This window comes from Klebsiella scottii, assembly GCF_036561945.1.
Lineage (GTDB): Bacteria > Pseudomonadota > Gammaproteobacteria > Enterobacterales > Enterobacteriaceae > Klebsiella > Klebsiella scottii.
Window position 1 is genome coordinate 462,492 of sequence record NZ_JARXNI010000019.1, and the last position, 22,525, is coordinate 485,016.

At 55.6% G+C, this 22,525-nt stretch carries 25 protein-coding genes; 14 read left to right on the forward strand and 11 right to left on the reverse strand.

Going from position 1 to position 22,525, the window contains the following annotated elements:
* Positions 1–37: 37 nt before the first annotated feature.
* A complete protein-coding gene (locus QFI97_RS05950) occupies positions 38–649 on the reverse strand; it encodes a LysE family translocator (protein WP_095099016.1) in 612 nt (203 codons plus the stop codon).
* A gap of 151 nt (positions 650–800) precedes the next feature.
* On the opposite strand from QFI97_RS05950, the gene QFI97_RS05955 reads away from it, so the two are divergent.
* The gene (locus QFI97_RS05955; RefSeq protein ID WP_189339848.1) at positions 801–1,274 is read left to right on the forward strand and encodes an Lrp/AsnC family transcriptional regulator; all 474 of its coding nucleotides are present in this window, start codon (positions 801–803) and stop codon (positions 1,272–1,274) included.
* On the opposite strand, the gene QFI97_RS05960 is transcribed toward QFI97_RS05955, so the two are convergent.
* The gene (locus tag QFI97_RS05960; RefSeq protein WP_438943422.1) at positions 1,213–1,641 is read right to left on the reverse strand and encodes a MarR family winged helix-turn-helix transcriptional regulator; all 429 of its coding nucleotides are present in this window, start codon (positions 1,639–1,641) and stop codon (positions 1,213–1,215) included. The genes QFI97_RS05955 and QFI97_RS05960 overlap by 62 nt on opposite strands.
* Positions 1,642–1,761: 120 nt before the next feature.
* Between QFI97_RS05960 and QFI97_RS05965 the strand changes: the two genes are divergently transcribed.
* Positions 1,762–2,718, forward strand: a complete 957-nt coding sequence (locus QFI97_RS05965; protein ID WP_346430859.1) for a nickel/cobalt transporter — start codon at positions 1,762–1,764, stop codon at positions 2,716–2,718.
* Here the strand turns inward: QFI97_RS05965 and QFI97_RS05970 are convergent.
* On the reverse strand, positions 2,715–3,221 hold the full coding sequence (locus tag QFI97_RS05970) for a MarR family winged helix-turn-helix transcriptional regulator (RefSeq protein WP_346430725.1): 507 nt from the start codon (positions 3,219–3,221) through the stop codon (positions 2,715–2,717). The genes QFI97_RS05965 and QFI97_RS05970 overlap by 4 nt on opposite strands.
* Before the next feature lie 81 nt (positions 3,222–3,302).
* On the opposite strand from QFI97_RS05970, the gene QFI97_RS05975 reads away from it, so the two are divergent.
* Positions 3,303–4,175, forward strand: coding sequence for an EamA family transporter (locus QFI97_RS05975; protein ID WP_095099004.1), 873 nt, complete (start codon positions 3,303–3,305; stop codon positions 4,173–4,175).
* A gap of 95 nt (positions 4,176–4,270) precedes the next feature.
* On the opposite strand, the gene QFI97_RS05980 is transcribed toward QFI97_RS05975, so the two are convergent.
* The gene (locus QFI97_RS05980; RefSeq protein ID WP_095099001.1) at positions 4,271–4,483 is read right to left on the reverse strand and encodes a YdgH/BhsA/McbA-like domain containing protein; all 213 of its coding nucleotides are present in this window, start codon (positions 4,481–4,483) and stop codon (positions 4,271–4,273) included.
* Between the two features lie 385 nt (positions 4,484–4,868).
* Here QFI97_RS05980 and QFI97_RS05985 point away from each other — a divergent pair, with 385 nt between their 5' ends.
* The 8 genes from QFI97_RS05985 to QFI97_RS06020 all read left to right on the forward strand — a co-directional run bounded on the left by QFI97_RS05985 (position 4,869) and on the right by QFI97_RS06020 (position 12,327).
* Complete coding sequence (locus tag QFI97_RS05985; protein ID WP_346430726.1) at positions 4,869–5,195, forward strand: antibiotic biosynthesis monooxygenase family protein; 327 nt, start codon at positions 4,869–4,871, stop codon at positions 5,193–5,195.
* The gene (locus QFI97_RS05990; RefSeq protein WP_331833581.1) at positions 5,188–5,577 is read left to right on the forward strand and encodes an amino acid-binding protein; all 390 of its coding nucleotides are present in this window, start codon (positions 5,188–5,190) and stop codon (positions 5,575–5,577) included. Before QFI97_RS05985 ends, QFI97_RS05990 begins: the two co-directional genes overlap by 8 nt.
* 6 nt (positions 5,578–5,583) lie before the next feature.
* On the forward strand, positions 5,584–6,285 hold the full coding sequence (locus tag QFI97_RS05995; protein WP_331833582.1) for an ArsR/SmtB family transcription factor: 702 nt from the start codon (positions 5,584–5,586) through the stop codon (positions 6,283–6,285).
* Positions 6,286–6,773: 488 nt separating this feature from the next.
* Positions 6,774–7,382: a fimbrial protein gene (locus QFI97_RS06000; RefSeq protein ID WP_095098989.1), complete on the forward strand. Its 609-nt coding sequence runs from the start codon at positions 6,774–6,776 to the stop codon at positions 7,380–7,382.
* Between the two features lie 94 nt (positions 7,383–7,476).
* Positions 7,477–8,178 carry a fimbrial biogenesis chaperone gene (locus tag QFI97_RS06005; protein WP_095098987.1) on the forward strand — a complete coding sequence of 234 codons (702 nt, stop codon included), beginning with the start codon at positions 7,477–7,479 and terminating at the stop codon, positions 8,176–8,178.
* Between the two features lie 11 nt (positions 8,179–8,189).
* On the forward strand, positions 8,190–10,676 hold the full coding sequence (locus QFI97_RS06010; RefSeq protein ID WP_095098984.1) for a fimbria/pilus outer membrane usher protein: 2,487 nt from the start codon (positions 8,190–8,192) through the stop codon (positions 10,674–10,676).
* Positions 10,667–11,662 (forward strand): fimbrial protein, encoded by a 996-nt coding sequence (locus QFI97_RS06015; RefSeq protein ID WP_095098981.1) that lies wholly within the window; start codon positions 10,667–10,669, stop codon positions 11,660–11,662. Before QFI97_RS06010 ends, QFI97_RS06015 begins: the two co-directional genes overlap by 10 nt.
* A 62-nt stretch (positions 11,663–11,724) precedes the next feature.
* Positions 11,725–12,327 (forward strand): fimbrial protein, encoded by a 603-nt coding sequence (locus tag QFI97_RS06020; RefSeq protein ID WP_346430860.1) that lies wholly within the window; start codon positions 11,725–11,727, stop codon positions 12,325–12,327.
* Positions 12,328–12,416: 89 nt separating this feature from the next.
* On the opposite strand, the gene mrkJ is transcribed toward QFI97_RS06020, so the two are convergent.
* From mrkJ to QFI97_RS06050, 6 genes are all read right to left on the reverse strand, one after another.
* Positions 12,417–13,133 carry a cyclic-di-GMP phosphodiesterase MrkJ gene (mrkJ, locus tag QFI97_RS06025; protein ID WP_095098975.1) on the reverse strand — a complete coding sequence of 239 codons (717 nt, stop codon included), beginning with the start codon at positions 13,131–13,133 and terminating at the stop codon, positions 12,417–12,419.
* A gap of 160 nt (positions 13,134–13,293) precedes the next feature.
* Complete coding sequence (locus QFI97_RS06030) at positions 13,294–13,878, reverse strand: helix-turn-helix domain-containing protein (protein ID WP_189339847.1); 585 nt, start codon at positions 13,876–13,878, stop codon at positions 13,294–13,296.
* A gap of 4 nt (positions 13,879–13,882) precedes the next feature.
* Positions 13,883–14,587 carry a flagellar brake protein gene (locus QFI97_RS06035; protein ID WP_095098970.1) on the reverse strand — a complete coding sequence of 235 codons (705 nt, stop codon included), beginning with the start codon at positions 14,585–14,587 and terminating at the stop codon, positions 13,883–13,885.
* Between the two features lie 403 nt (positions 14,588–14,990).
* The gene (locus tag QFI97_RS06040; protein ID WP_346430727.1) at positions 14,991–15,857 is read right to left on the reverse strand and encodes an aldo/keto reductase family oxidoreductase; all 867 of its coding nucleotides are present in this window, start codon (positions 15,855–15,857) and stop codon (positions 14,991–14,993) included.
* A gap of 117 nt (positions 15,858–15,974) precedes the next feature.
* Positions 15,975–17,204 carry an amino acid permease gene (locus tag QFI97_RS06045; RefSeq protein WP_095098964.1) on the reverse strand — a complete coding sequence of 410 codons (1,230 nt, stop codon included), beginning with the start codon at positions 17,202–17,204 and terminating at the stop codon, positions 15,975–15,977.
* Positions 17,205–17,339: 135 nt separating this feature from the next.
* Positions 17,340–17,801, reverse strand: a complete 462-nt coding sequence (locus QFI97_RS06050; protein WP_095098961.1) for a multidrug/biocide efflux PACE transporter — start codon at positions 17,799–17,801, stop codon at positions 17,340–17,342.
* A gap of 140 nt (positions 17,802–17,941) precedes the next feature.
* On the opposite strand from QFI97_RS06050, the gene QFI97_RS06055 reads away from it, so the two are divergent.
* The 3 genes from QFI97_RS06055 to QFI97_RS06065 all read left to right on the forward strand — a co-directional run bounded on the left by QFI97_RS06055 (position 17,942) and on the right by QFI97_RS06065 (position 21,057).
* A complete protein-coding gene (locus tag QFI97_RS06055) occupies positions 17,942–18,811 on the forward strand; it encodes a LysR family transcriptional regulator (RefSeq protein ID WP_095098958.1) in 870 nt (289 codons plus the stop codon).
* A 116-nt stretch (positions 18,812–18,927) separates the two neighbouring features.
* On the forward strand, positions 18,928–20,106 hold the full coding sequence (locus QFI97_RS06060) for an acetyl-CoA C-acetyltransferase (RefSeq protein WP_331833587.1): 1,179 nt from the start codon (positions 18,928–18,930) through the stop codon (positions 20,104–20,106).
* 255 nt (positions 20,107–20,361) lie between these two features.
* Positions 20,362–21,057: a porin gene (locus QFI97_RS06065; RefSeq protein ID WP_095098952.1), complete on the forward strand. Its 696-nt coding sequence runs from the start codon at positions 20,362–20,364 to the stop codon at positions 21,055–21,057.
* Between the two features lie 192 nt (positions 21,058–21,249).
* Here QFI97_RS06065 and QFI97_RS06070 read toward each other — a convergent pair whose 3' ends face one another.
* The gene (locus QFI97_RS06070; protein WP_095098949.1) at positions 21,250–22,425 is read right to left on the reverse strand and encodes an oligogalacturonate lyase family protein; all 1,176 of its coding nucleotides are present in this window, start codon (positions 22,423–22,425) and stop codon (positions 21,250–21,252) included.
* Positions 22,426–22,525 lie beyond the last annotated feature (100 nt).

The following is a 22,525-nucleotide window of genomic DNA, read 5'->3' on the forward strand; positions in this document are numbered from 1 at the left end:
AGGACGATATTTCTGCCTTTGCGCCCGTACGGCGGCATTATCCGAGCTGCTCGTAGAATAATAACAGGGCAATTATCACCATGATGATGCCTGAAAGTATGCTGACTCTTTGCGCCATCTGGGGTCGGGTGCCTAATACCGTTTTCGATCCATAGCCGACCAGTAAATAGATAAACGTGCAGGTTATCAGGTGCAGGCAGCCAAGTGCCGACATCTGCATCGCCACCGACCAGCTGCCTTGCGGATCGGTAAACTGCGGCAGCAGGGCGAGGAATAAAAGAAAGACTTTTGGATTCAGGCCGCTAATGCAAAGTCCTTTTATTGCCCAGCCTTGCCAGCTATCCGCCCGCTGCTCTGCGGCCGACGGCGCCGACGGATGGCGCAAAATGGCGATACCGAGCCACAGCAGATAGGCCGCGCCGAACAGCGTGATGGTCGACAGCGCCAGCGGATGCCCGGCGATCAGCACCCCAACGCCGGCGACCACCGCGAGGGTTGCCAGCAGATGCCCGGACATCAGTCCTGCTACGGCAGGAACCACCCGTCGCCCGTGAATACCGGCGCTGATAGCGTAGGCCCAGTCGGCCCCTGGCGTGATAATCAGCAGAAAAGAGACCAGCCAGAAGCTCGCGATAAAACTCATTTCCATAGTGAGCGGTCCCCACCGTGGTTTGGTGCATTTTGCATGGCGATTGCGCTCAAACTCTTGCGAAAAGTTAACAGCAAGAATATCGGGAATGATGCGCAATGAGCTTTCAATGTTATGCTTAAAACACCCTTTAAAAGTGAAAATCTTCCAAATGGACAGCATAGATCGAAAAATTCTTGCCGAGCTGCAGGCCGATGGCCGCCTCTCGATAACTGAACTGGCGGAGCGGGTCAATCTTAGCCTCTCGCCGTGCCATCGACGGCTGCGCGCGCTGGAGCAGGACGGTACTATCACCGGCTATCGCGCCAGCCTCGACCCGGTAAAAATGGGCTTTAACTTTACGGCGATCGTCTTTGCAACCTTAAAAGAGGGGGACAGGCGAGCGGTGAGCGCCTTTGAAGAGGCGGTTGAAGAGATCCCGCAGATCGTGCTAGCGCAGCGCCTGTTTGGCGATCCGGATTATTTGATGCACGTGGTGACCCGCGATCTTCCGGCGTTTCAAAAACTGTATGACGACAAGCTATCCGCGATGCCCGGCGTTCAGCACCTGCGATCGACGCTGGTCATGAAAACCGTGGTGCAGGATCGTCCGTTTCCGCTGGAGAGCCTGAATCCGTCGCGATAGCGCCGCTGAAGGCGCGGTGAGTGAGGGGATAGGGGGATTCTACGTGTGATGAACGGCCGCGCCCGTCGCTGGCGCTGACGTGGGTGGTCAGCAGGCCATCGTCGCGCAGGCGGCCGACAATTTTGGTGACGGTGGGCATTTTGCTGACGGCGTATTCAGTGATGCGGGAGATGCTGGCCCGGTGGTACTGATGAACCAGCATCAGCACTTGAAAGCGGGAGAGGTCGATGTCGATTTTTTTTAATTCGACTTCCATCTGCCGGGTATACTTTGCATAGACGTTGACCACCCAGAAAAAGGGGAGCTCTTCTTTATGGAAGCGGCTTTCGTGGCTGTCTGGGCGCTCAGAAGCGGTATGGTGTTCCACAAGCATCTCCTTGCCTGACGACGATAGATTGGGCTGATGTTATGCGTATTTAGCGGGCTGGCGGAGGAGGAACGTAGGCCGCCCGGCGGTAAATTCAGATCCACTTAATGGCGAAAAATGATGACAACTCGCATTCTCGCGCGTGACTGGCGCCTGCTGTCGCTGGGCTTGCCTGCGCTGGCGTTATTGTCGTGCGGATGGGGGCTCCATGCGCACTGGGGCGCATTTATTCAGTGGTGCCTGGCAACGCAGATCGCGCTACACCGCTATCTGGTGATGTATCTTTTGCAGCTCAACAACCATCAATATAGCGGCGGAGTATGGCTGCTGGGCGGGGCGTTCCTCTACGGCGTGCTGCATGCCGTGGGGCCGGGGCACGGAAAATTTATCGTTACCACCTATCTCAGCACTAATCAGGAGAGCCTGCTGGCGGCGCGGGCGGTGCCGTTTCTCGGCAGCCTGATGCAGGGCGTGTGCGCCATCCTGTTTGTTTTTATTCTGGCGGTAGGGCTGAATCTTGCCTCCGGCGATCTTAGCGCCAGCCGCTGGTACGTGGAAAAAATCAGCGCGCTGATGGTCGGTGCCTTCGGTGCATTTATTATTTATCAAACGCTTAGAAACCTACGGCCGCGAAAAATAGCGATCGGCACGCTGACCCCTCTGCACGACCATAGTCCGAACTGCGGCTGCGGCCACCACGGCGTCGGGCGCGAGCTGGCGCAGGTGGACTGGAAAACCCGTCTCGGGGTGGTGCTGGCGATAGGCGCGAGGCCCTGCAGCGGGGCGATTATGATCCTGCTGTTTGCCAACGCGCTGGGGATCGTTAGCTGGGGGATTGCCGCGGTGATGGCCATGTCGCTGGGGACGGCCCTGTCGATCCTCGGCCTGTCGCTGGCGGTACGCTACGCGCGCGAACGGGCGGTCAGCCTGTTTGCCGGTAACGGTGGTCGCCTGAAGCTGCTGGTTCCGGCGGTGAAGATTGCCGGCGGCATCATTCTGATTCTGTTTGCCTGCGTGCTGTTCCTGACGGTGATCCCGATTAGCGCCAACGGCGACTATATCGCCGCCGGCTGCTAATCCTCTTCCAGCAGGCGCATCAGGACCGTCAGCGCGTCATTCAGCCGCTGGCGCTGTTCTGCAGAGAGTCCCGCCAGCAGCTGGCGTTCGTTTTCGACGTGGGTTTCGACCGCGCGATCGATTCGCTCCCGCCCCTCTGGCGTCAGGGCCACCAGCATGCTTCGCGCGTCCTGCGGATTCGCTAAGCGGTGTATGAATCCCCGTTTTTCCAGCGCTTTCAGACGGTGGGTCATGGTGCCGGAGGTGATCATCAGCGTTGAAAAAAGCTGGGTCGGCGAAAGGGTAAACGGTTCTCCCGCCCGGCGCAGGGTCGCCAGCATGTCAAATTCCCAGCGCACCAGATCGTGGCGGATAAACGCCGCTTCGACGCGCGGTTCCAGCAGCATGGCGCAGCGCTTCAGGCGGCCAATCGGCCCCATCGGGCTACAGTCAAGATCGGGACGTTCCCGCTTCCACTGTTCAAGAATTCGATCTACGGCGTCTGCCTGAGGTGATTTGTCCATTTGTGCCCACTTACCTTGATATCAAGATATCTATCGATACATACTTTGCTGACTAATTTACCTTGATGTGAAGATAAAATCATGACCTTTCTCTCGCGCTCGCCCGTTTTTGACCTGCTGTTGACCGCCCTGGCTCCGGCTATCTGGGGGACGACCTATATCGTGACCTCGCAGCTATTACCGGCGGACAGGCCGTTTATCGCGGCGCTGCTGCGGGTGCTCCCGGCGGGGATCGCCCTGTTAATCTGGTGCCGCCGCTTTCCTCTTCGCGATGAGTGGTGGAAGCTGATCGTCACCGGGATCCTCAATATTGGCGCATTCCAGGCGCTGCTGTTTATTGCCGCCTATCGCTTACCCGGCGGGCTGGCGGCGGTGATCGGCGCCATTCAGCCGCTGCTGGTGATGCTGCTGGCCTGGTCCGTGGACAGGCAGCGATCGCCGTGGATGGCGGTTGCTTCGGCCTGTACCGGTATTATCGGCATGGCGCTGCTGCTGCTTTCTCCGCAGACGGTGCTGGAGCCGCTGGGCATTGGCGCGGCGTTTTTAGGGGCGCTAAGCATGGCGCTGGGCACCTGGCTCTCCCGACGCTGGGCGATATCGCTCCCGGTGGTGGCGCTGACGGGCTGGCAGCTGCTGATTGGCGGTATAGTGCTGGCGCCGATTGCGCTGCTGGTCGATCCTCCTTTACAGCAGGTGACCCTGACCCAGGCGGCGGGCTATCTGTGGCTGTGCGTGGCGGGGGCGATGCTGGCGTACGGTCTGTGGTTCCGCGGGATTAGCCGCCTCTCGCCGGTGGCCGTATCGGCGCTGAGCCTGCTCAGTCCGGTTACCGCGGTGCTGCTGGGCTGGATTGTTCTCGGGCAGAAGATTCAGGGGCTGGCGCTGGTGGGGCTGATCGTGGTGCTGCTCAGCGTGCTGTCGATTCAGCGCGCGCTAACAAAAAAGGCCCCATAAAGGGGCCCGACATTGCTGCATGGTTATTGCGCGGCGGGAGCCAAACGGGCCGCCTTCAGGCGACCAGTCCGGCAGCTCCCTCTGCAACCATTCTCTTATTTGGACAGCTCGGCGGTCATATGAACCTGGTTACCGGTATAGGCTTCGGTAATGTGGTAAGACGCGCCCTGATCTTTAGCGATGGTCGCGATTTTAGCTTCCGCGTTGTCCAGAGTATCTGCGGTCACGCTGACCGGGTGCTGAGCGAAGCTAGCAAAAGAAACCAGGGACAGCATACCGGCGGCGGCAAGTAATTTTACGTTTTTCATGGTGTTTTTCCTTTTAACTTTTCAGGTGGAAAGCGCTGTGCTTTCGATGGGTTTATAATAAGCTTGCTAACTATAACGTGCGTTGCAAAAAGTGCGATTTAGATCACACTTTTGTGCCATTAAGATGACGGTGAGGTGACGTTTTAATTTTACTTAATCAATAAAAACAGCAGGTTGTTGAAATTCTCTGTGATTTATTGCTCAGGCGAAATAAACGCCGACGGCGCTGAGATTTTTCTTCCCCAGGGCCTTAGCTATTGTTTTGGTGAATGCATTGGCGGTTTTTTGACCCGTTCGGCGCAGGGAATACTTCGCCCGGCGGCGAAGCATTGGGGGCGCGGGAGGCATAGAGTGGCGGCATCGCTGAATAAATAAGGATGACACAATGATTGCCGTACTCTTTGAAGCCGAGGTTGCGCCAGCAGGCCAGGCGCGTTACCTGGAGCTCGCGGCGGAGCTTCAGCCGCTGCTCAGCACCATCGATGGTTTTATCAGTATTGAGCGTTTTCAGAGCCTGACGACGCCGGGGAAGATCCTGTCGCTTTCCTGGTGGCGCGATGAGCAGGCGGTGCTGGCCTGGAAAAATAACCTCGCCCATCGGGAGGCCCAGCAGGAGGGAAAAACGAATATCTTTGCCGCCTATCAGATTCGCATTGCCCGGCTGATCCGCGAATACGGCGCGGAAAAGGGCGAGGATCGCGGCCATGTATGATATTTATGTGATTCTGCCAAATCGGCCGGGAGCGCTGGCGCTGCTCGGGCAAACCCTCGGCAGCGGCGGCGTGGGCCTGGAGGGCGGGGGCGTTTTCACCGTGAACGACCAGTGTCATGCCCATTTTCTGGTAGCCGACGGCGCGCGCGCCAGAGCGGTGCTGGAACAGGCCGGGATCCCGGTGATGGCGGTCACTCAGCCGCTTATTCGCCGGCTGAAGCAGGAGCTGCCGGGAGAGCTGGGGGCTATCGCCCGCGCGCTGGCCGGGCAGGGGGTTAATATTTTGACCCAGTACAGCGACCATGATAATCGCCTGATTCTGGTTACCGATAATTTCCCGCTGGCGCAGGAGGCGACGCGCCGCTGGGCCACTAACGCGTGAGGCATTATGCTCAAACCTGCCGCAGTCATTACCGATGATGAGTCGTTGGCCGTCGCCGTGGCGGCGATAGCTTCCGCCATGGCCGATAGCTCGCGGGTAAAGATGCTTTGCGCCCTGATGGACGGCCGGGCCTGGACGGCTACGGAGCTTTCCACGGCGGCGGACATTTCCGCCTCTACTGCCAGCGCGCACCTGAGCCGCCTGGTGAACAGCCGCCTGCTGGTTTGCCTGGCGCAGGGGAGGCACCGTTACTACCGGTTGGCGGGCGCGGACGTCGCCGGCCTGGTGGAGAATATGATGACTATGGCCGGGAAGGGCGCGCTGACGCTGACGACCCGGACGCCGGTTAATTTACGCCGGGCCAGGACCTGTTACGATCACCTCGCCGGCGAGCTGGCGGTGGGCATTTATCACTTTTTACTGCGCGAGGCCTGGATTACGCCCGACGGTTCGGCTGTGACGCCGGCAGGCGAAGCGCACTTTTCCCGTCTTGGGATCGTATTAACCGGCGATAGCCGACGCAAAGCGTGCTGCGCCTGCCTGGACTGGAGCGAAAGGCGCTTTCATGCCGGCGGGAGCGTCGGCGCCGCAATATTACGGCATGCTCAGCAGAAGGGCTGGCTTGTTCTGACGCCGGGCTTTCGCGAGGTTTCCGTTAGCGAGGAAGGACAGCGCGCCCTGGCCCGGCACTTCCAGCTGCAGCTGTAGGGCCAGCGGGCGCCGGGCGCGGCCGTCACCTCAGCGCGGCGGCAGAACGTTTTGTATTGGATTTTGCGTCACCCCATCATCGCTATTATTCAGATTGTTCCCGATGGTCATCAAATAGCAATATTTGTCATTATATTTATCCCCCACAGATATATCCTTTGCGCCTTATCCTTCCTGAAGTAAATAACAAACACATCGTTTTTGGTTATTGTTTATGGATAATTAATAGGTGATGGCTATCGTCAGCGTGATGTAACAAGTTATAAGCAAATGTATATTTATCAGCGAAAAATAGCATTCTTTGACGCCGACAGCATTATCGAATTCATTATTTGAATTCGCGTCCTGACGCCTTAAATATTGCGGCTTCCGGTCAGTCGAAGTTTCTATTCACAGTTGCAGCGGTGGGCATCGCATAACGCTTCTTATCGTCTGCAGATTTACTGTTGGTTTATTGATACAAAACTCACTCTGACAAGGAAATGGCAATGAAAAAGGTTCTTCTCTCTGCAGCAATGGCAACGGCATTTTTCGGTATGGCAGCGGCAAATGCGGCTGATACCAGCGTTGGCGGTGGCCAGGTTAATTTCTTCGGTAAAGTTACCGACGTATCTTGTACTGTTTCCGTAAACGGTCAGGGCAGCGATGCTAACGTTTACCTGTCTCCGGTAACCTTAACTGAAGTGAAAGCGGCGGGTGCAGACACCTACCTGAAACCGAAATCTTTCACCATTGACGTCTCTGATTGCCAGGCTGCCGACGGCACCAAACAAGACGACGTATCTAAACTGGGCGTGAACTGGACCGGCGGTAACCTGCTGGCTGGCGCTGCCGGCAAACAGGTTGGCTACCTGGCTAACACCGAAGCTGCCGGTGCACAAAACATCCAGCTGGTTCTGTCTACAGACGATGCCACTACTCTGAACAACAAAATCATCCCGGGCGACAGCACTCAGCCTAAAGCAACTGGCGATGCTTCTGCCGTTCAGGATGGCGCGCGCTTCACCTACTTCGTTGGCTATGCTACCAGCACCCCGGCTACCGTAACTACCGGCGTGGTTAACAGCTACGCGACTTACGAAATTACCTACCAGTAATTATCGTCTGAAAATAAACCGCCTTGATTGAGGCGGTTATATGCATTGATAAAGCGGCAGCCGCTGCCGCTTATTTTTCCCGTCTGAGGTCAGCATGAAGCGTATTGCCCTTTATTTCTGTTTCATTTTTAGTTTTGCGGCCCACGCCAATAATATTATTGTTAACGGCACCCGCTTTATTTATCCCGGAAATGAAAAAGAAATAACGGTACAGCTTTCTAATACCGCAGATCGCCCGGCGCTGGCGCAGGCATGGCTGGATAACGGCAACGCCGACGCCACGCCGGATACGATTACCACGCCATTTATTATTACTCCGCCAATATCCCGCGTGGATGCTAAAAGCGGGCAAACATTACGTATTAAGCTTGGCAGCAGCGCCGGGCTTGCCAAAGATAAAGAGACGCTGTGGTGGCTTAATCTGCTGGAAATACCGCCGGTAGAGGCTAATCAAAAAAATGAAGGACAGAACATCCTGCAGCTGGCAATTCGTTCGCGCTTTAAGTTTATCTACCGCCCGACCGGATTGGGCAACCGTGACGCTGCGCCGGAGAAATTAGCGCTTTCAGCCAGCGGTAGCAGCCTGTCGGTCAGCAACCCTACGCCATTTTATCTCACCGTGAGCCGTATTTCCCGTGACGGCGGCAAAGCCCTGAACAGCAAAACGGTGATGCTTGCTCCACAGTCCAGTCAGACCGTTGCCCTCTCTTCTGCCGTTAGCCGAGGCGAGACCCTGACGATTAATAATATCAATGACTATGGTGCAGATGTGGCAGTGAAAGTAGCCGTTAAATAAGGGACACTATCATGAAGCAGAGGACCATCTGCCCGGGAAGGTTAAGTTCGGCGATCGCCATGGCGCTGTTCTGCTTTCCGCCATTTTCCAGCGGACAGGAAAACCCGGGAACGGTATACCAGTTTAACGACGGTTTTATCGTTGGCAGTCGGGAAAAGGTCGATCTGTCACGCTTCTCCGCCAGCGCGATCTCTGAGGGGACCTATTCGCTCGACGTCTATACCAACAACGAGTGGAAAGGGCGCTATGAGCTGAAGGTTACCCGTGATAAAGACGGCAACATGGGGATCTGCTACACCAAAGAGATGCTCGAACGTTACGGCATTGCCGCGGAAAAGCTCAACCCACAGCTGGGGAAGCAGGAAGGCTACTGCGGGCGCCTGAAGGAGTGGCGTAGCGAAGAAAACGTTAAAGACAACCTGATCCAGTCCTCTCTGCGCCTGGAAATTTCCGTGCCGCAAATCTACGAAGATCAGCGCCTGAAAAACTATGTCAGCCCGGAATTCTGGGATAAAGGCATTGCGGCGCTGAACCTCGGCTGGATGGCGAATACCTGGACCAGCCACACCTCGGCAAATAATGGCTCTGATAACAGCAGCGCCTATCTGGGGCTTAACGCGGGTCTCTCCTGGGACGGCTGGCTGCTCAAGCATGTCGGCAACCTGAACTGGCAGCAGCAGCAGGGGAAAGCGCACTGGAACAGCAACCAGACCTATCTCCAGCGGCCGATCCCGCAGATCAACTCGATCGTCAGCGGCGGGCAGATTTTTACCAACGGTGAATTTTTCGACACCATTGGTCTGCGCGGGGTAAACCTGGCGACCGATGACAACATGTTCCCTGACGGAATGCGCTCCTACGCGCCGGAAATTCGCGGCGTGGCGCAGAGCAACGCCCTGGTGACGGTGCGTCAGGGAAACAACATTATCTATCAGACCTCGGTACCGCCGGGTCCGTTTACTCTGCAGGACGTATACCCTTCCGGCTACGGTAACGATCTTGAAGTCTCGGTCAAAGAGGCCGATGGCTCGGTGCAGGTGTTTAGCGTTCCCTATGCCTCGGTGGCGCAGCTGCTGCGTCCGGGGATGACCCGCTATGCGCTGTCGGCCGGTAAGGTCGATGACAGCGGGCTGCGGAATAAGCCGATGCTGTACCAGGCAACCTGGCAGCACGGCCTGAATAACGTCTTTACCGGCTATACCGGCGTTACGGGATTTGATGACTATCAGGCGTTCCTGCTGGGGACCGGGATGAATACCGGTATCGGCGCGCTGTCGCTAGATATCACCCACTCCCGGCTGAAAAGCGACACCCTCGACGAGAGCGGCCAGAGCTACCGCGCCACCTTTAACCGGATGTTTACCGATACCCAGACCAGCATCGTGCTGGCGGCCTATCGCTACTCCACCAAAGGCTACTACAACCTGAACGACGCGCTGTACGCCGTCGACCAGGAGAAGAACCGCAACAGCAGCTACACCCTGTGGCGGCAGAAAAACGGCATGACCTTCACCGTTAACCAGAACCTGCCGGACGGCTGGGGCGGTTTTTATCTGAGCGGCCGGATCTCCGATTACTGGAACCGTTCGGGCACCGAGAAGCAGTATCAGCTCAGCTATAACAATATGTTCGGCCGCCTCTCGTGGTCCGCCAGCGCGCAGCGCGTTTATACGCCGGACAGCTCCGGCCACAATCGCGACGATCGCATCTCGCTTAACTTCAGCTATCCGCTGTGGTTTGGCGAAAACCGGACCGCCAACCTGACGTCGAATACCTCGTTTAATAACTCCCGCTTTAGCAGCTCGCAGATCGGGATCAACGGTTCGCTGGATAGTGAGAACAACCTCAACTACGGCGTTTCAACGACCACCGCCACCGGCGGCCAGCATGATGTCGCGCTGAACGGAAGCTACCGCACGCCGTGGACCACGCTGAACGGCAGCTATAGCCAGGGCGAGGGGTATCGCCAGAGCGGCCTGGGCGCCAGCGGGACGCTGATCGCCCATCGCCACGGCGTGGTGTTCTCGCCGGAAAGCGGCAGCACGATGGCGCTTATCGAAGCGAAAGATGCCGCAGGCGCTATGCTGCCAGGCTCGCCGGGCACCCGCGTCGACGGCAACGGCTACGCCATCCTGCCATATCTGCGCCCGTACCGGATTAACTCCATCGAGATCGATCCGAAGGGCAGCCAGGATGATATCGCTTTCGATCGTACCGTGGCCCAGGTCGTGCCCTGGGAAGGTAGCGTCGTGAAGGTCTCGTTTGGCACCACGGTACAGAACAACATTACGATTCAGGCGCGCCAGGCGAATAACCAGCCGCTGCCGTTCGCTGCCAGCATTTTCGATCCGAGCGGCAAAGAGATTGGCGTTGTCGGCCAGGGCAGCATGATGTTTATCAGTGACGCCAGCGTTCAGCACGCGACCGTTAAGTGGAGCGGCGGGCAGTGCACGGTGGAACTGGGCAAGGCAAAATCAAAGGAAAGGGTATGTCGCTGAGTAAACAACTGACGCTTTTTATTGGCTTAATGGCGCTGGGGACCACCTCCGCCTGGGCCGCCTGTACGCGCCTTTCGCAGCCTACGGTGAACCTGGATATGGTGGTCGGCAGGGTTGTGGTTCCCCCCGATCTGCCGGTGGGCTCGGTGATTGTCTCCCGGGACTGGACGATGAATGCGCCGGGCGGGGCCAGCTACAGCTGTACCGCCGGTACCAACCGCTTTGCGGCGAAGATTGTCTCTACAGGCTCCACCGATCTGGGGAATAAGATCTACTCCACCAACGTGCCCGGTATCGGCATGCGCTTTAGCCGCGGCGGCGCGACGGTGAACATCACCTATCCCGACGTTTTCTCATCCACCATCAACCGGACCACCAACTACTCGCTGGAAGGCTCCCGCTTTACGCTGGAGATTATTAAAACGGCCGCGACTACCGGCAGCGGTACTCTGGCGGCGGGGAAATATACCTCCTACGACTGGGAGCGGGGCAACAACCCGATTCTGGAAACCTACCTGAGCGCGAATGCGATTACCGTGGTCTCGCCGTCCTGTACGGTACTCAGCGGTAAGAATATGAACGTTGATGTCGGGACCATTAAGCGCAGCGATCTGAACGGCGTCGGCACTTACGCCGGCGGCAAAAATTTTAATATTGAGCTTCAGTGCAGCGGCGGGCTAAGCGCATCCGGATATGCCAATATCGAGGCCTCTTTCTCCGGTACCCTGGCTACCGGCACTACCGTCACCCGCGGAGCGCTGCTGAACGAAAAAGCCGGCAGCTCTATTGCCAAAGGGATTGGGATTCAGGTGCTGAAAGACGGCGTGCCGGTTGAGTTCAACAAGAATTACAACGTCGGCACCTTGAGCAGTCAGGAAACTCGCTACATCACGTTGCCTTTCCTTGCGCGTTTTTATCAGTATGCGGCGGCCACGAGCACCGGCGAGGTTGAGTCTCATATGATCTTTAACCTGACGTACGATTAATTCGGGAGGCGGGTATGAAGGAAAATGGATATAAGAAAAACGGCAAACGACTTGTCGGCCTGATGGCGATGAGCGGCCTGCTTGTCGCTTCTTCCGCTTCGGGTTTTATGACCAACTATGATGACGGGCGGGTGGATTTTGTCGGCCGGGTCACCGATATCTCCTGCAGCGTGGCGCTTAACGGTGGCCATAATGCCGGCAGCGGCAGCGTCTGGCTGGCGCCGGTAAGCCTGGCGGAAGTGCACGATCGCGGGGCCGGGGCCTTTATGAAAGCGCAGCCTTTTACCCTCGAACTGTCGAATTGCCAGCTGCGTCACGATGGCGGTGCGGCGGATCAAAGCGAAGTCCGGTCGGTGAACGTTCGCTGGATCGACGGGTTTATGGTGAACACCGTCGACAATGAAAATGCGGGCTATCTGGCGAACACCCTGCCGGACGGCGCGCGTAACATTTATCTGGCGCTGTCGACCAATGACAATAATACGCTGGATAAGAGCAATAAAATTGTGCCGGCCGATCCGCTGCAAAATCGGGTACAGATTAAAGAAAAAGCGGTCGATGGCGGCGTATTTACCTATTATATCGGGTACGTTTCCCCGGCGCCGGAAAAAGCCACCTCCGGTCCGATGACCAGCTGGGCAACCTGGGAGCTGGTTTATAATTAAGAGCCTATGTCAGCAGGCTCAAAAACGCGCGTTGCGGCGGATCGTTTACATTATCCGAACGAAAAAAATGCCGGCGAGCCCGGCATTTTTTAAATCACTTTATCTTCTTCGACCAGCTCTTCAATGCTGACCTCTTTCCAGTAGTGGCCCTGGATCGCAAACCACGACATTCCCTGTAGCCACTTTTTATGCGCCTCGCTTTCGACCCCTTCAATAATAACGTTGTGGTTATTATGGGACAGGAAGGTAACCAGCGCATCCATTAGCGGTCGACCGGACTCTTTTTGCATTAAATGCCAGAAAAAGTCTTTGTCGATTTTTACATAATCGAAATGATATCCCCGAATGGCGTTAATGCCCGCATTGCCGGCGCCGAAATCATCCAGCCAGAGGGTGGTGGTTTGCGTACTTTGCCAGGCGCTAAGTGCATTATTAAGCAGGTTATTAGAATTTTCCGTCACTTCAAAATGTACGCAGCCCAGGCGCTGGATATACTCTTCGATCTGCGGCTGGCGTAAAATGCTGAGGATATGGTCGTCCACGTTGATGGTGGCAGAAATATTATTCTTAATAAACCACGCTTTATGCTTCTCAATCAGCGCCAGCTGCTCCATGAAAATACTTTCACGGAGCGCTTTATTGGCGTGGCGGAAGAAATACTCAGGCGCCACGGGAATATGATCGAAGCGGCTCAGGCATTCCACGGCAACCAGTGTGTCCTGCGGTGAGAACATTTTCTGAAAAACATAACGAACAGAGATATCGCCACGTGATAAGTTATGGTCTGAAAATATATTAGCGTTCATTTTCTCGTGTCGGAAATTTAGCAAGCGTAGGCTGCAGGGTGAAAATATTATAAGTGACCTTTATGCCGATGTGAATTTTTATTAAAAGCAAGTGACCAATTGATGACAGTATTTTGATTGGTCACTTGCTTTTGTTTTCAGGCCGGGTCGAAAAAAACGTCTAACACTGATGCATGTGGACTATTTTTGTATTCATAACCCGGGAACTGCCCATGCCGAGTTTTTTCATGATGTGAATTCGATGGCTGTGTACCGTTTTATGGTCAATGTTGAGAACCGCGGCGATACGCTTGTTGTTATAGCTGGCCATAATCAGTTCCAGCACCTGAACCTCTCTCACCGAGAGCTTTTTTTGGGTTAACAGAAACCGGTAATCCACGGCGGAAGTCGGCATGTTTGTTATGTCTGAAAAATCGTTAAGTGATGATTTTTCAGTTAAAATTATCAAGTTTTCCAAAAAAATCAGCTCCCGACACAGTCCGGCGATATCGCTTCTGACGATCAGCACCAGCCGCACGCAGCGCGCCAGGCAGAAGCGCAGTTTGTTAAGTAAATGCACCGTGTCAGCAGCAGAAATATCCTTATGAATAACGTTGAAAATAATGATTTTAGCCTGGGGGACGGCGGCGCCCCGCATGATGTTCTGATAACTTAAGGCGGTAATGTTTTTATCGTTATCAATCATGTAACGATGTATTGATTGACCAATGAGGTTATCATCGGTGTATAGCAATATACTGTCCAAGGGCTTAAACTCTCTTTTTTCTCTTGGCTTCCAGAATCAAATCAAGCAAGATTTTCTCTATCTTTCTCTTATCATCGTGATGTCGAAACTTAAACTGACAGGAAACCTGATGATAGCTTTCCCCCTTTTCATCATCCTCATCGAGGGTCACCATCACGACATTTTTGACCACCAGGTCGACGGTGATTTCTCCATATTCGGCGACGGAAAGAATCGAATTTTTGAGGATTGAATTGTGGGTGAGAAACTTGAGGTTGGGATTTTTGGCCATCAGCGCACAGCCGCCATCTGAAATATCTTTAATTTCAAACGTGTAGTTCTCCCCATTTTTATGGCGGCCATGACAAAAAAAATCATGCTTATGCTGTAAGCGAAATCGCGGGTCCCGCCGTCTTTGAACCACCTGGATACATTCAGGTAGGGTAAATGAGACTTTATTGCTTTTAGCCGTACCACTCCCTGAATGTTTCTTCAGGGTTGAACAGAACTCTATCTTCCCTGAATCGCTATGCAGAACAAATTTGAATTTATGTCCCGGAGGGATTTTACTGTTGGTGACGATGTGGAATTCTGAAAAATCTACACGCGCCAGTTGTGTAATGAAGTTTTTGTTATTATAGAAAATTTCTATCTCAGACTGTTTTCTGAGTTCCTCCCTGAAAATAGCAATGATCTCATACTTACTGGTCTTTATTGTTCCCTCTGTCATGTGAAGTCCTTGTTAATTTTATATTGTGTGTGTGGATTTTTTTTTATAGCAATGACAACATTCTGATTGTGTTAATCAGATGTTTTAATGAGCATTTGATGTTATTAGCTATCTTTGCAGCTAAATTGATTTGTATAAACGTCGAATCAGCGGTTGTTTTTCCTGTAATCAAGAGTTCAAAAAATTAGGATAGATACAAACGACCGCGGCCTCCAATAAGGAGGCCGGTCGAAATAGTATAAAATGATGCTATGTATAGGGTTACTTGCGAAAGGACGGCTGGGGCAAATACCCATTTGTAGGATCTATAGTGCCAGCAGCGTTGAGTTAATTCCAGGCAAATATTAGCGACAGAATACCCCTGTCGCCATGGGCTTAGAAATGCCATGGGCAGGGGAGTGGCTCAGACTTTGAGGTTATCTAATATGCTGAGCGCATCGGCGGGCAGGGTTAAGGTGGCGGCGGCCAGGTTTTCTTCGAGATGCTGGAGCGATGAGGTGCCGGGGATCGGCAAAATATTGGCTGAACGCTGCAGCAGCCAGGCGAGGGCGACCTGCATTGGCGTCGCCTCAAGCGCGGCGGCGATATCGTTCAGCTCCTGTGCCTGAAGCGGAGTAAAACCCCCCAGCGGGAAGAAGGGAACGTAGGCAATATTCTGTGCGGCGAGCGCGTCGATAAGCCCATCGTCCAGGCGATTCGCGACGTTATATTGATTCTGAACGCAGGCAACTGGCGTCAGCTTTTGCGCGTCAGCGACCTGTTTGGCCGTGACGTTGCTGAGCCCAATATGGCGGATTAACCCTCGCTCTTTCAGCTCAAGCAGCGTCGTCAGCGGGCCTTCCAGCGACCCTTCCGCCGGGCCGTGGGTACCCAGCATACTGCGCAGGTTCACAACCTCCAGCACATCGAGATTGAGGTTTCGCAGATTATCCTCGACCGCCTGGGTCAATTCCGCCGGCGACATGGCCGGGAGCCAGTTACCTTTTTCATCGCGGCGGGCGCTGACTTTCGTCACGATACACAGATCGTCAGGGTAGGGATGCAGCGCCTTGCGGATCAATTGGTTGGTGATATGCGGACCGTAAAAATCGGAGGTATCAATATGGTTGACCCCCGCGGCCACCGCCGCCTGCAGTACGCGAATCGCGTTGTCAGGATCTTCCGGCGGGCCGAATACGCCCGGGCCTGCCAGCTGCATTGCCCCGTATCCCAGACGATAAACCTGACGGTCGCCTAAAGTACCGGTTCCGGATAGCTGTACGTTGGACATGGAAACTCCCCCTGATAATGTGCAAGTCCTAAGTGTAAACCGGTCAGGAGGTTTCTAGCGGCGGGAATATTAGCAGAACGTGCGGCAACGGCAGTGGCCGTCGCCGCGGGGGGAGAATTAGCTGAAGAACATCACCGAAACGCACAGCAGGCCGACGACCAGGGTGATGAAATTACCCAGCGATCGGTACGGCTTGAGGGCGGGAATGATGTACGTCGATAGCGTCGGCATGATGAACAGGATCATGGCGATCAGCGGTCCGCTGATGGCATATATCATCGAGATAGCGTTGGGATTGATAAAGCACACCGCGAAGGTCAGCGCCGAGACCAGCAGGATCGACATCGCGCGGTTAAAGGCGCGGCTTTTGCGAATTCCCATCTGCCCCAGCGAGGTTTTCACGATTTCGCTGGCGCCCTCAATCACCCCGAAATAGGTCCCGAGGAAGGATTTTGACATCGCCACGACCGCAACGATAATTCCGGTGACCGCCAGCCAGGCCGGTGAGCCGGGCATCATCGATAGCGCGGACAGGATGGTGACGCCTTCATTTCGCGCGCTTTCAATATAAGAGGCCGGTATCGCCAGCAGGCAGCTGACGACAAAAAACAGCACGCTGGCGCAGATGATGGTGTAGGCCACTTTCATGATTTTTTTGCATTTACCCATGGCCAGCTCGCCGTATTTCTCCTGCTGGTCGATAGCAAAAGTTGAAATAATCGGCGTATGGCTAAAAGCGAAAACCATCACGGGGATTGAGATCCAGACCTGGTGGAACGTATGCGAGTTCAGCTGCATCTGGCTGGTGAGGTGCTCGGGCTGCCAGTCGCCGATTAAGTAGATAGACAGGAACAGGAAGCAGGCAATCAGCGGGAACACCAGAAAACCCATCACCTTAATCGTGATGTGACGACCCATCAGGAAGATCAGGTTCAGCACCAGGACGACGGCGAGGCTGAGCAGCGCGCGGACGCCGGCGGTAATCGGCATATGTCGTGCCAGCTGTTCGGCAAGAGAGTTGGTGATCGCCACGGCGTAAATCAGGACCACCACGAAAAAGGCGAGGAAGTAGAGCCCGGTGATCAGATTCCCGACCTTCTTACCGTAATAGTGGTTGACCGCACCGGTGATGCCAACGCCGGGAGCAACCTTAGCGGAGAGGATAAATTGACTCAGCGCCTTGTGCGGCCAGTAGGTCAGCGGCCACGCGACCAGCGCGGTGATGAGCAGAACAACGGCGCCAGCGGACCCTAGCTGGATCGGCAAAAACAGAGTGCCGGCGCCTACGGCAGTGCCATATAAGGCAAAACTCCAGAGAGTTTCTTCTTTAGACCAAATTTTAGACATTGTATGAATTTATCAACCGTAAAACCAAAAAAAAGGAGTGTAATTTACCACATCTATGTTTTGGTCGTGGCGATAGTTTTATACGATGGGTAGCACGGCGGATCGCCGGGAGCTCCCGCGGCGATCCGCCGGCGCTTAGCTACGCGCGGGGATCCGCTGCCGGCGGCGCTTCAGCACCCGCACGCGCAGCGTGTCCCATGCCCAGTTGAACAGCATGGTGTAGGGCAGGAAGAACAGCATAAAGCCGATTTCCAGCATAAATGCCTGCATCAGCGACACGCCGAGGAGCAGCGCGACGGCGGTGACGCCGATGATGATAAACCCGCTCTCAAAGCCAATGGCGTGCAGGGCGCGAACCTTCAGGTTTCTTGTGACGCGGGAAACCGGCCAGATACGGTCAAAGGCCGCGTTATAGATCAGGTTCCAGACCATCGCCAGCGTCGCGAGCAGAACGCTCAGGCCGCCCATTTCGACCACCGAACGCTGCATCAGCCAGGCCGCGGTGGGGGCGAGGATCAGCGTGGCGAGGCCCTCAAAGCTGACCGCGTGAATAATACGTTCCATCAGCGACTTACGCTGCAGGTTGCTCTGTTGCATGGTTTTTACCTCCGGGTAAAGCCGTCGTTCGCAGCCGTTTAATCGCGATGCCGGCTGAACGGGTGATAAGAAATTACTCCGCATTTTATGGGAAAATATGATAAACAAAAGATAGTTCCCATCGATAAAGTAGATAGGTCATGCGCTATTCTCCCGAAGCTTTAACCGCTTTTGTCGAAGCCGCTGCCTGCGGATCGTTTTCTGCCGCCGCGCGCCGCTTGCGTAAAAGCCAGTCCACCGTCAGCACCGCCATCTCCAATCTTGAAGCCGATCTCGGCGTGACGCTGTTCGATCGTTCAGCTCGCCAGCCGGTGCTGACGCCGCAGGGCGAGCAGGTGCTGGGCTATGTGAAAGCGATTCTGGCGGCAAGCGACCGGCTGGACGAGCTGGCTATTTCTCTGTCCGGCGAAACGGAAGCCCGGCTCACCTTTGTGCTCTCCGATACGCTGCATCCCGATGTCCTTGAAGATCTGCTGGAGCAGTTCGACCGCCGTTTTCCGCACACCGAATTTGAGTGCCTGATCGGCGAGGATGAGGACGTCGTCGACCTGCTGCAAAAGGAGCGGGCGCAGGTGGGGCTGATTGAGGCCAGGGATAGCTATCCTCCGGAAATCGGCTGTACGCGCCTGCCGCTACAAACCGCGATGGCGATTTACGTGGCGCCCCGGCACCCGCTGGCGGCGCAGGGGAGGGTTGTCTGGGATGAGCTGCATAGCTGGCGCGAGCTGCGGCTGAGCACCTACCTGGAGAGCCGGGCCGATCCTGCCCAGGGACAGGTGTGGTCGGCACCCAACTATCTGCTGCTGCTCAGCATGACGGTACAGGGGCTGGGGTGGTGCATTTTGCCCTGCGCGCTGGTTGAGGAGTTTGCCGGCGTCGGAACGCTGGTGCCGCTCGACATTGCGGGCTGGCCGCGGGCGATATCCGTGGATTTATTATGGAATAAGCGGGCGCCTCCGGGAGTCGCGGGGAGCTGGCTACGCCAGCATTTACAGCGCCAGGAGCAGTAAAATCGCCGCAAATCTTTGTGATTCACCTCACTTTTTTTAAACATTTGCGAAATTTTTTGATAACAATTCTCTACTATGTTGTTGTTTCTTTGCACAGAGGCAGGCAGAGGTAGAGGATGAAAGATGTCGTGATCGTTGGCGCGCTGCGGACGCCTATTGGCTGCTTCCAGGGGACGCTATCCCGCCACTCGGCGGTGGAGCTGGGGAGTCTGGTGGTTAAGGCTTTAGTCGAACGCGCCGGAATCGATCCCCACGCTATTGATGAAGTGATCCTCGGGCAGGTTCTAACCGCCGGCACCGGGCAGAACCCTGCGCGCCAGTCGGCGATCCGCGGCGGGCTGCCGAATACCGTTTCGGCGATCACGATTAACGACGTTTGTGGCTCCGGGCTGAAGGCGCTGCATCTCGCCACGCAGGCCATTCAGTGTGGCGAGGCGGATGTGGTGATTGCCGGTGGCCAGGAGAATATGAGCCGCGCGCCGCACGTGTTAACCGATAGCCGCACCGGGGCGCAGCTGGGAAACAGCCAGCTGATCGATAGCCTGGTTCACGACGGCCTGTGGGATGCGTTCAATGATTATCATATGGGCGTGACGGCGGAAAATCTGGCGCGGGAGTACGGCATCAGCCGCGAGCTGCAGGACGCCTGGGCGCTGAGTTCACAGCACAAGGCGCGGCGGGCGATCGACTCCGGGCGCTTTCGCGACGAGATTGTCCCGGTGATGACCGAGCAGAACGGCGCGCCGCGGCGGGTGGATACCGATGAGCAGCCGCGGGTTGACGCCAGCGCGGAAGGCCTGGCCTGTCTGCCGCCGACCTTCGACCGCCTGGGTTCGGTGACCGCAGGCAATGCCTCCACGATTAATGATGGCGCGGCGGCGGTGATGATGATGAGCGAGGCGAAAGCGCTGGAGCTTGGCCTGCCGATCCTCGCGCGGATCCGCGCGTTCGCAAGCGTAGGCGTCGATCCGGCGCTGATGGGTATTGCGCCGGTACATGCGACCCGCCGCTGTCTGGAAAGAGCGGGCTGGCGGCTGGACGAGGTTGACCTTATTGAAGCCAACGAGGCGTTTGCCGCGCAGGCTATTTCGGTGGGCAGGGTGCTGGAGTGGGACGAGCGGCGGGTCAACGTCAACGGCGGTGCCATTGCCCTCGGCCACCCTATCGGCGCCTCCGGCTGCCGCATTTTAGTTTCTCTGGTCCATGAAATGATCAAACGGGACGCCCGTAAAGGGCTGGCCACGCTGTGCATCGGCGGCGGCCAGGGCGTCGCGCTGGCGGTGGAACGAGAGTAGCGGCCAAAAAAGCGTTCCCCTTCTTAGCCTCCTGTTATCAGGGGGCTTTTTTTTTCGCCACCGGGCACGATTTCCGCGATAAATCTCAGCAAAAAGGGCGAATAACGGCCCTATTTGTTGAGCTTTGTCACGTCTTTATGTGCCATGTTTTTTGAAACAAATAATTACGATCTCGATCACTAAAACATCATCCCTTAAAAAATAAAATGCAGTTTCATAAAATAGAAACATAATTTTACTTTTGAGGGGTACCCTATGTTTGCACGATCTCTGGCCCTTGCTGCTCTCTGCGCCGCGTCTTTTGCTGCTTCGGCCGTCACGGTGGATTTGCGTCATGAATTCATCGACGGCGGTAAAACCGATAAAACCAACGCCGACCGAGTCTCCGTGTCGCACCGGTTCGCCAACGGTTTTGGTTTCTCCGTTGAGGCAAAGTGGAAATCAGGAGGGGATAACACCGATCAGCCTTATTCAGACTTTGTTGGCAACGGGCATGAAGAAACCATCAGCTGGCAGTGGAAGGCGAACAAGAATTTCTCCGTAACGCCGGGCTTCAATATTGAAAGTAACGACAGCCGCTCGATCTATAAGCCGAATTTGCGCGTGCAGTATAGCTTCGATAACGGTTTCTACGTTGCCGCCCGCTACCGTTATGACTACACCCGCTATCCGGCAAACGCGGGCAAAGAGGATGATAAAGTTAACCGCGGCGATGCGTGGGCTGGCTTCGTGATGGGCGACTGGCGTACCGAGCTGAACTACGTTTATGCCCGCAGTAGCGAAGGCGTAAATCGTAACGACAATAAACCCTACTCCCAGGAATATAACGTTAAGCTGGCCTATAAGCTGGATAAAAACTGGGCGCCCTACGGCGAGGTGGGTAACGTTGGCGTCAATGACCGCAGCGACCGCCAGACCCGCTTCCGCGTAGGCGTGGCGTATACCTTCTGACATAAACAACAGCCTCATCGTTTACCCCGGCGCAGTTAGCCGGGGTTTTGTCGTTAATCAGCCGCCGTCATCCGTTGATTATTACGCGCGAGGGCGGCCTGAATGTGGCCGGCAGCAGGCCAAAAAAAGCCCTCCGTAAAGGAGGGCAAGGCCAGTGACAGAAACACTCAATCAAACTCAGGTCACAACGCGCTATGCCTGCAGCATTTCGCGCTGCTCAGGGATCTTCGCGATATAGATAGCCGGTTTACCGTCTTTATCGGAGCTAAACAAAATCGCGCTGTCGTCCGGCGTAAAGGAGGGGTGCGGATGGGTCACCTGGCGGCTGTTGGCGATCGTCGCCCATGAAGTATCGTGGCGCGCAACGCGGAAATAAGCCCGTTTCGCCACGTCGAAAACGTACAGATAGGGGTCGTTATCGATGGTATAGCCGCTGGTATCTTTCACGTCCACCGGGGTGCCGGAACCGTCGCCCACCAGCAGCGTGCCGTCAAAATTACTCATCAGATGCGAACAGGCGGGCATCTGCATCAGCGCTTCGTTCACGCCGCTATCCGGGTTAAAGCTGTAAATGGTTCGTCCCTGCTGACCCTTCAGGTAGGAGACGTACACCAGCGCGGAGCCGTCCGGCACCCAGAACTCGTGGGTGCAGCTTTCGCCTTGCGCATGTTCTTTGACTTTACGTACGCCGGTGCCGTCTTCATTCACCATCCACATGCGCGCATCAACGAGATCGTGCGGGCCTTCGTGGCAGAAGGCGACGGTGTGGTCATCAAACGGCCGATAAATAGGATGACCCAGCCAGTTTTTCTCTTCATGGATGGTGCGGCTTTCGCCGCTTTGCAAATCGACGCGCAGCAGGCGGCAGTGCGGGCCTTTATGGAAGAAGTCGTGGAAAGTCTGCCAGTCGTTAAGCGGCGTCCAGTCGCTTTTGGCGATCTCAATGCCGACCAGCTTGCTGCAGTCGCTGTTGGCGACCCAGGTTCCGTAGCCAACCCACTCATCGGCGACGCGATAGACTTCGCGCTCCTGCAGCGTAGTGAGGTTAACTTCCAGCAGCGTGCGGTCATTTTTAACGTAATAGAGCGAAGTATCGTCCGGCGAGAGGAAGCCGCCGAAGGTATTGTCGCCGGCCCCTTCGGTGAGCTGGACGGCTTCGGCCGCGGCGATATCCAGCAGGTAGTAGTTCCAGTGTCCGTCGAATTCACCGGCGAACAGCAGGTGGCTACCGTCATTGAAAAAGCATTTCTGATAGAAATAGTTACGATGGCAGGTCACTTCCGGTGGGGTTAAGCGGGTGACCTCTGCCCCGGTATCGGGGTCGCGGCTGACTTCATAGTTGAGTTTTACCCGCATGCCTTTAGCCATGATGTACTCCTTTTTCCTTCCTGCGGTATCGCTTCCCAAAGGGACGTTTTACCAGATGAGATTGATTTAAAAGATGGGTGTCAATTTATCAAAACATTGT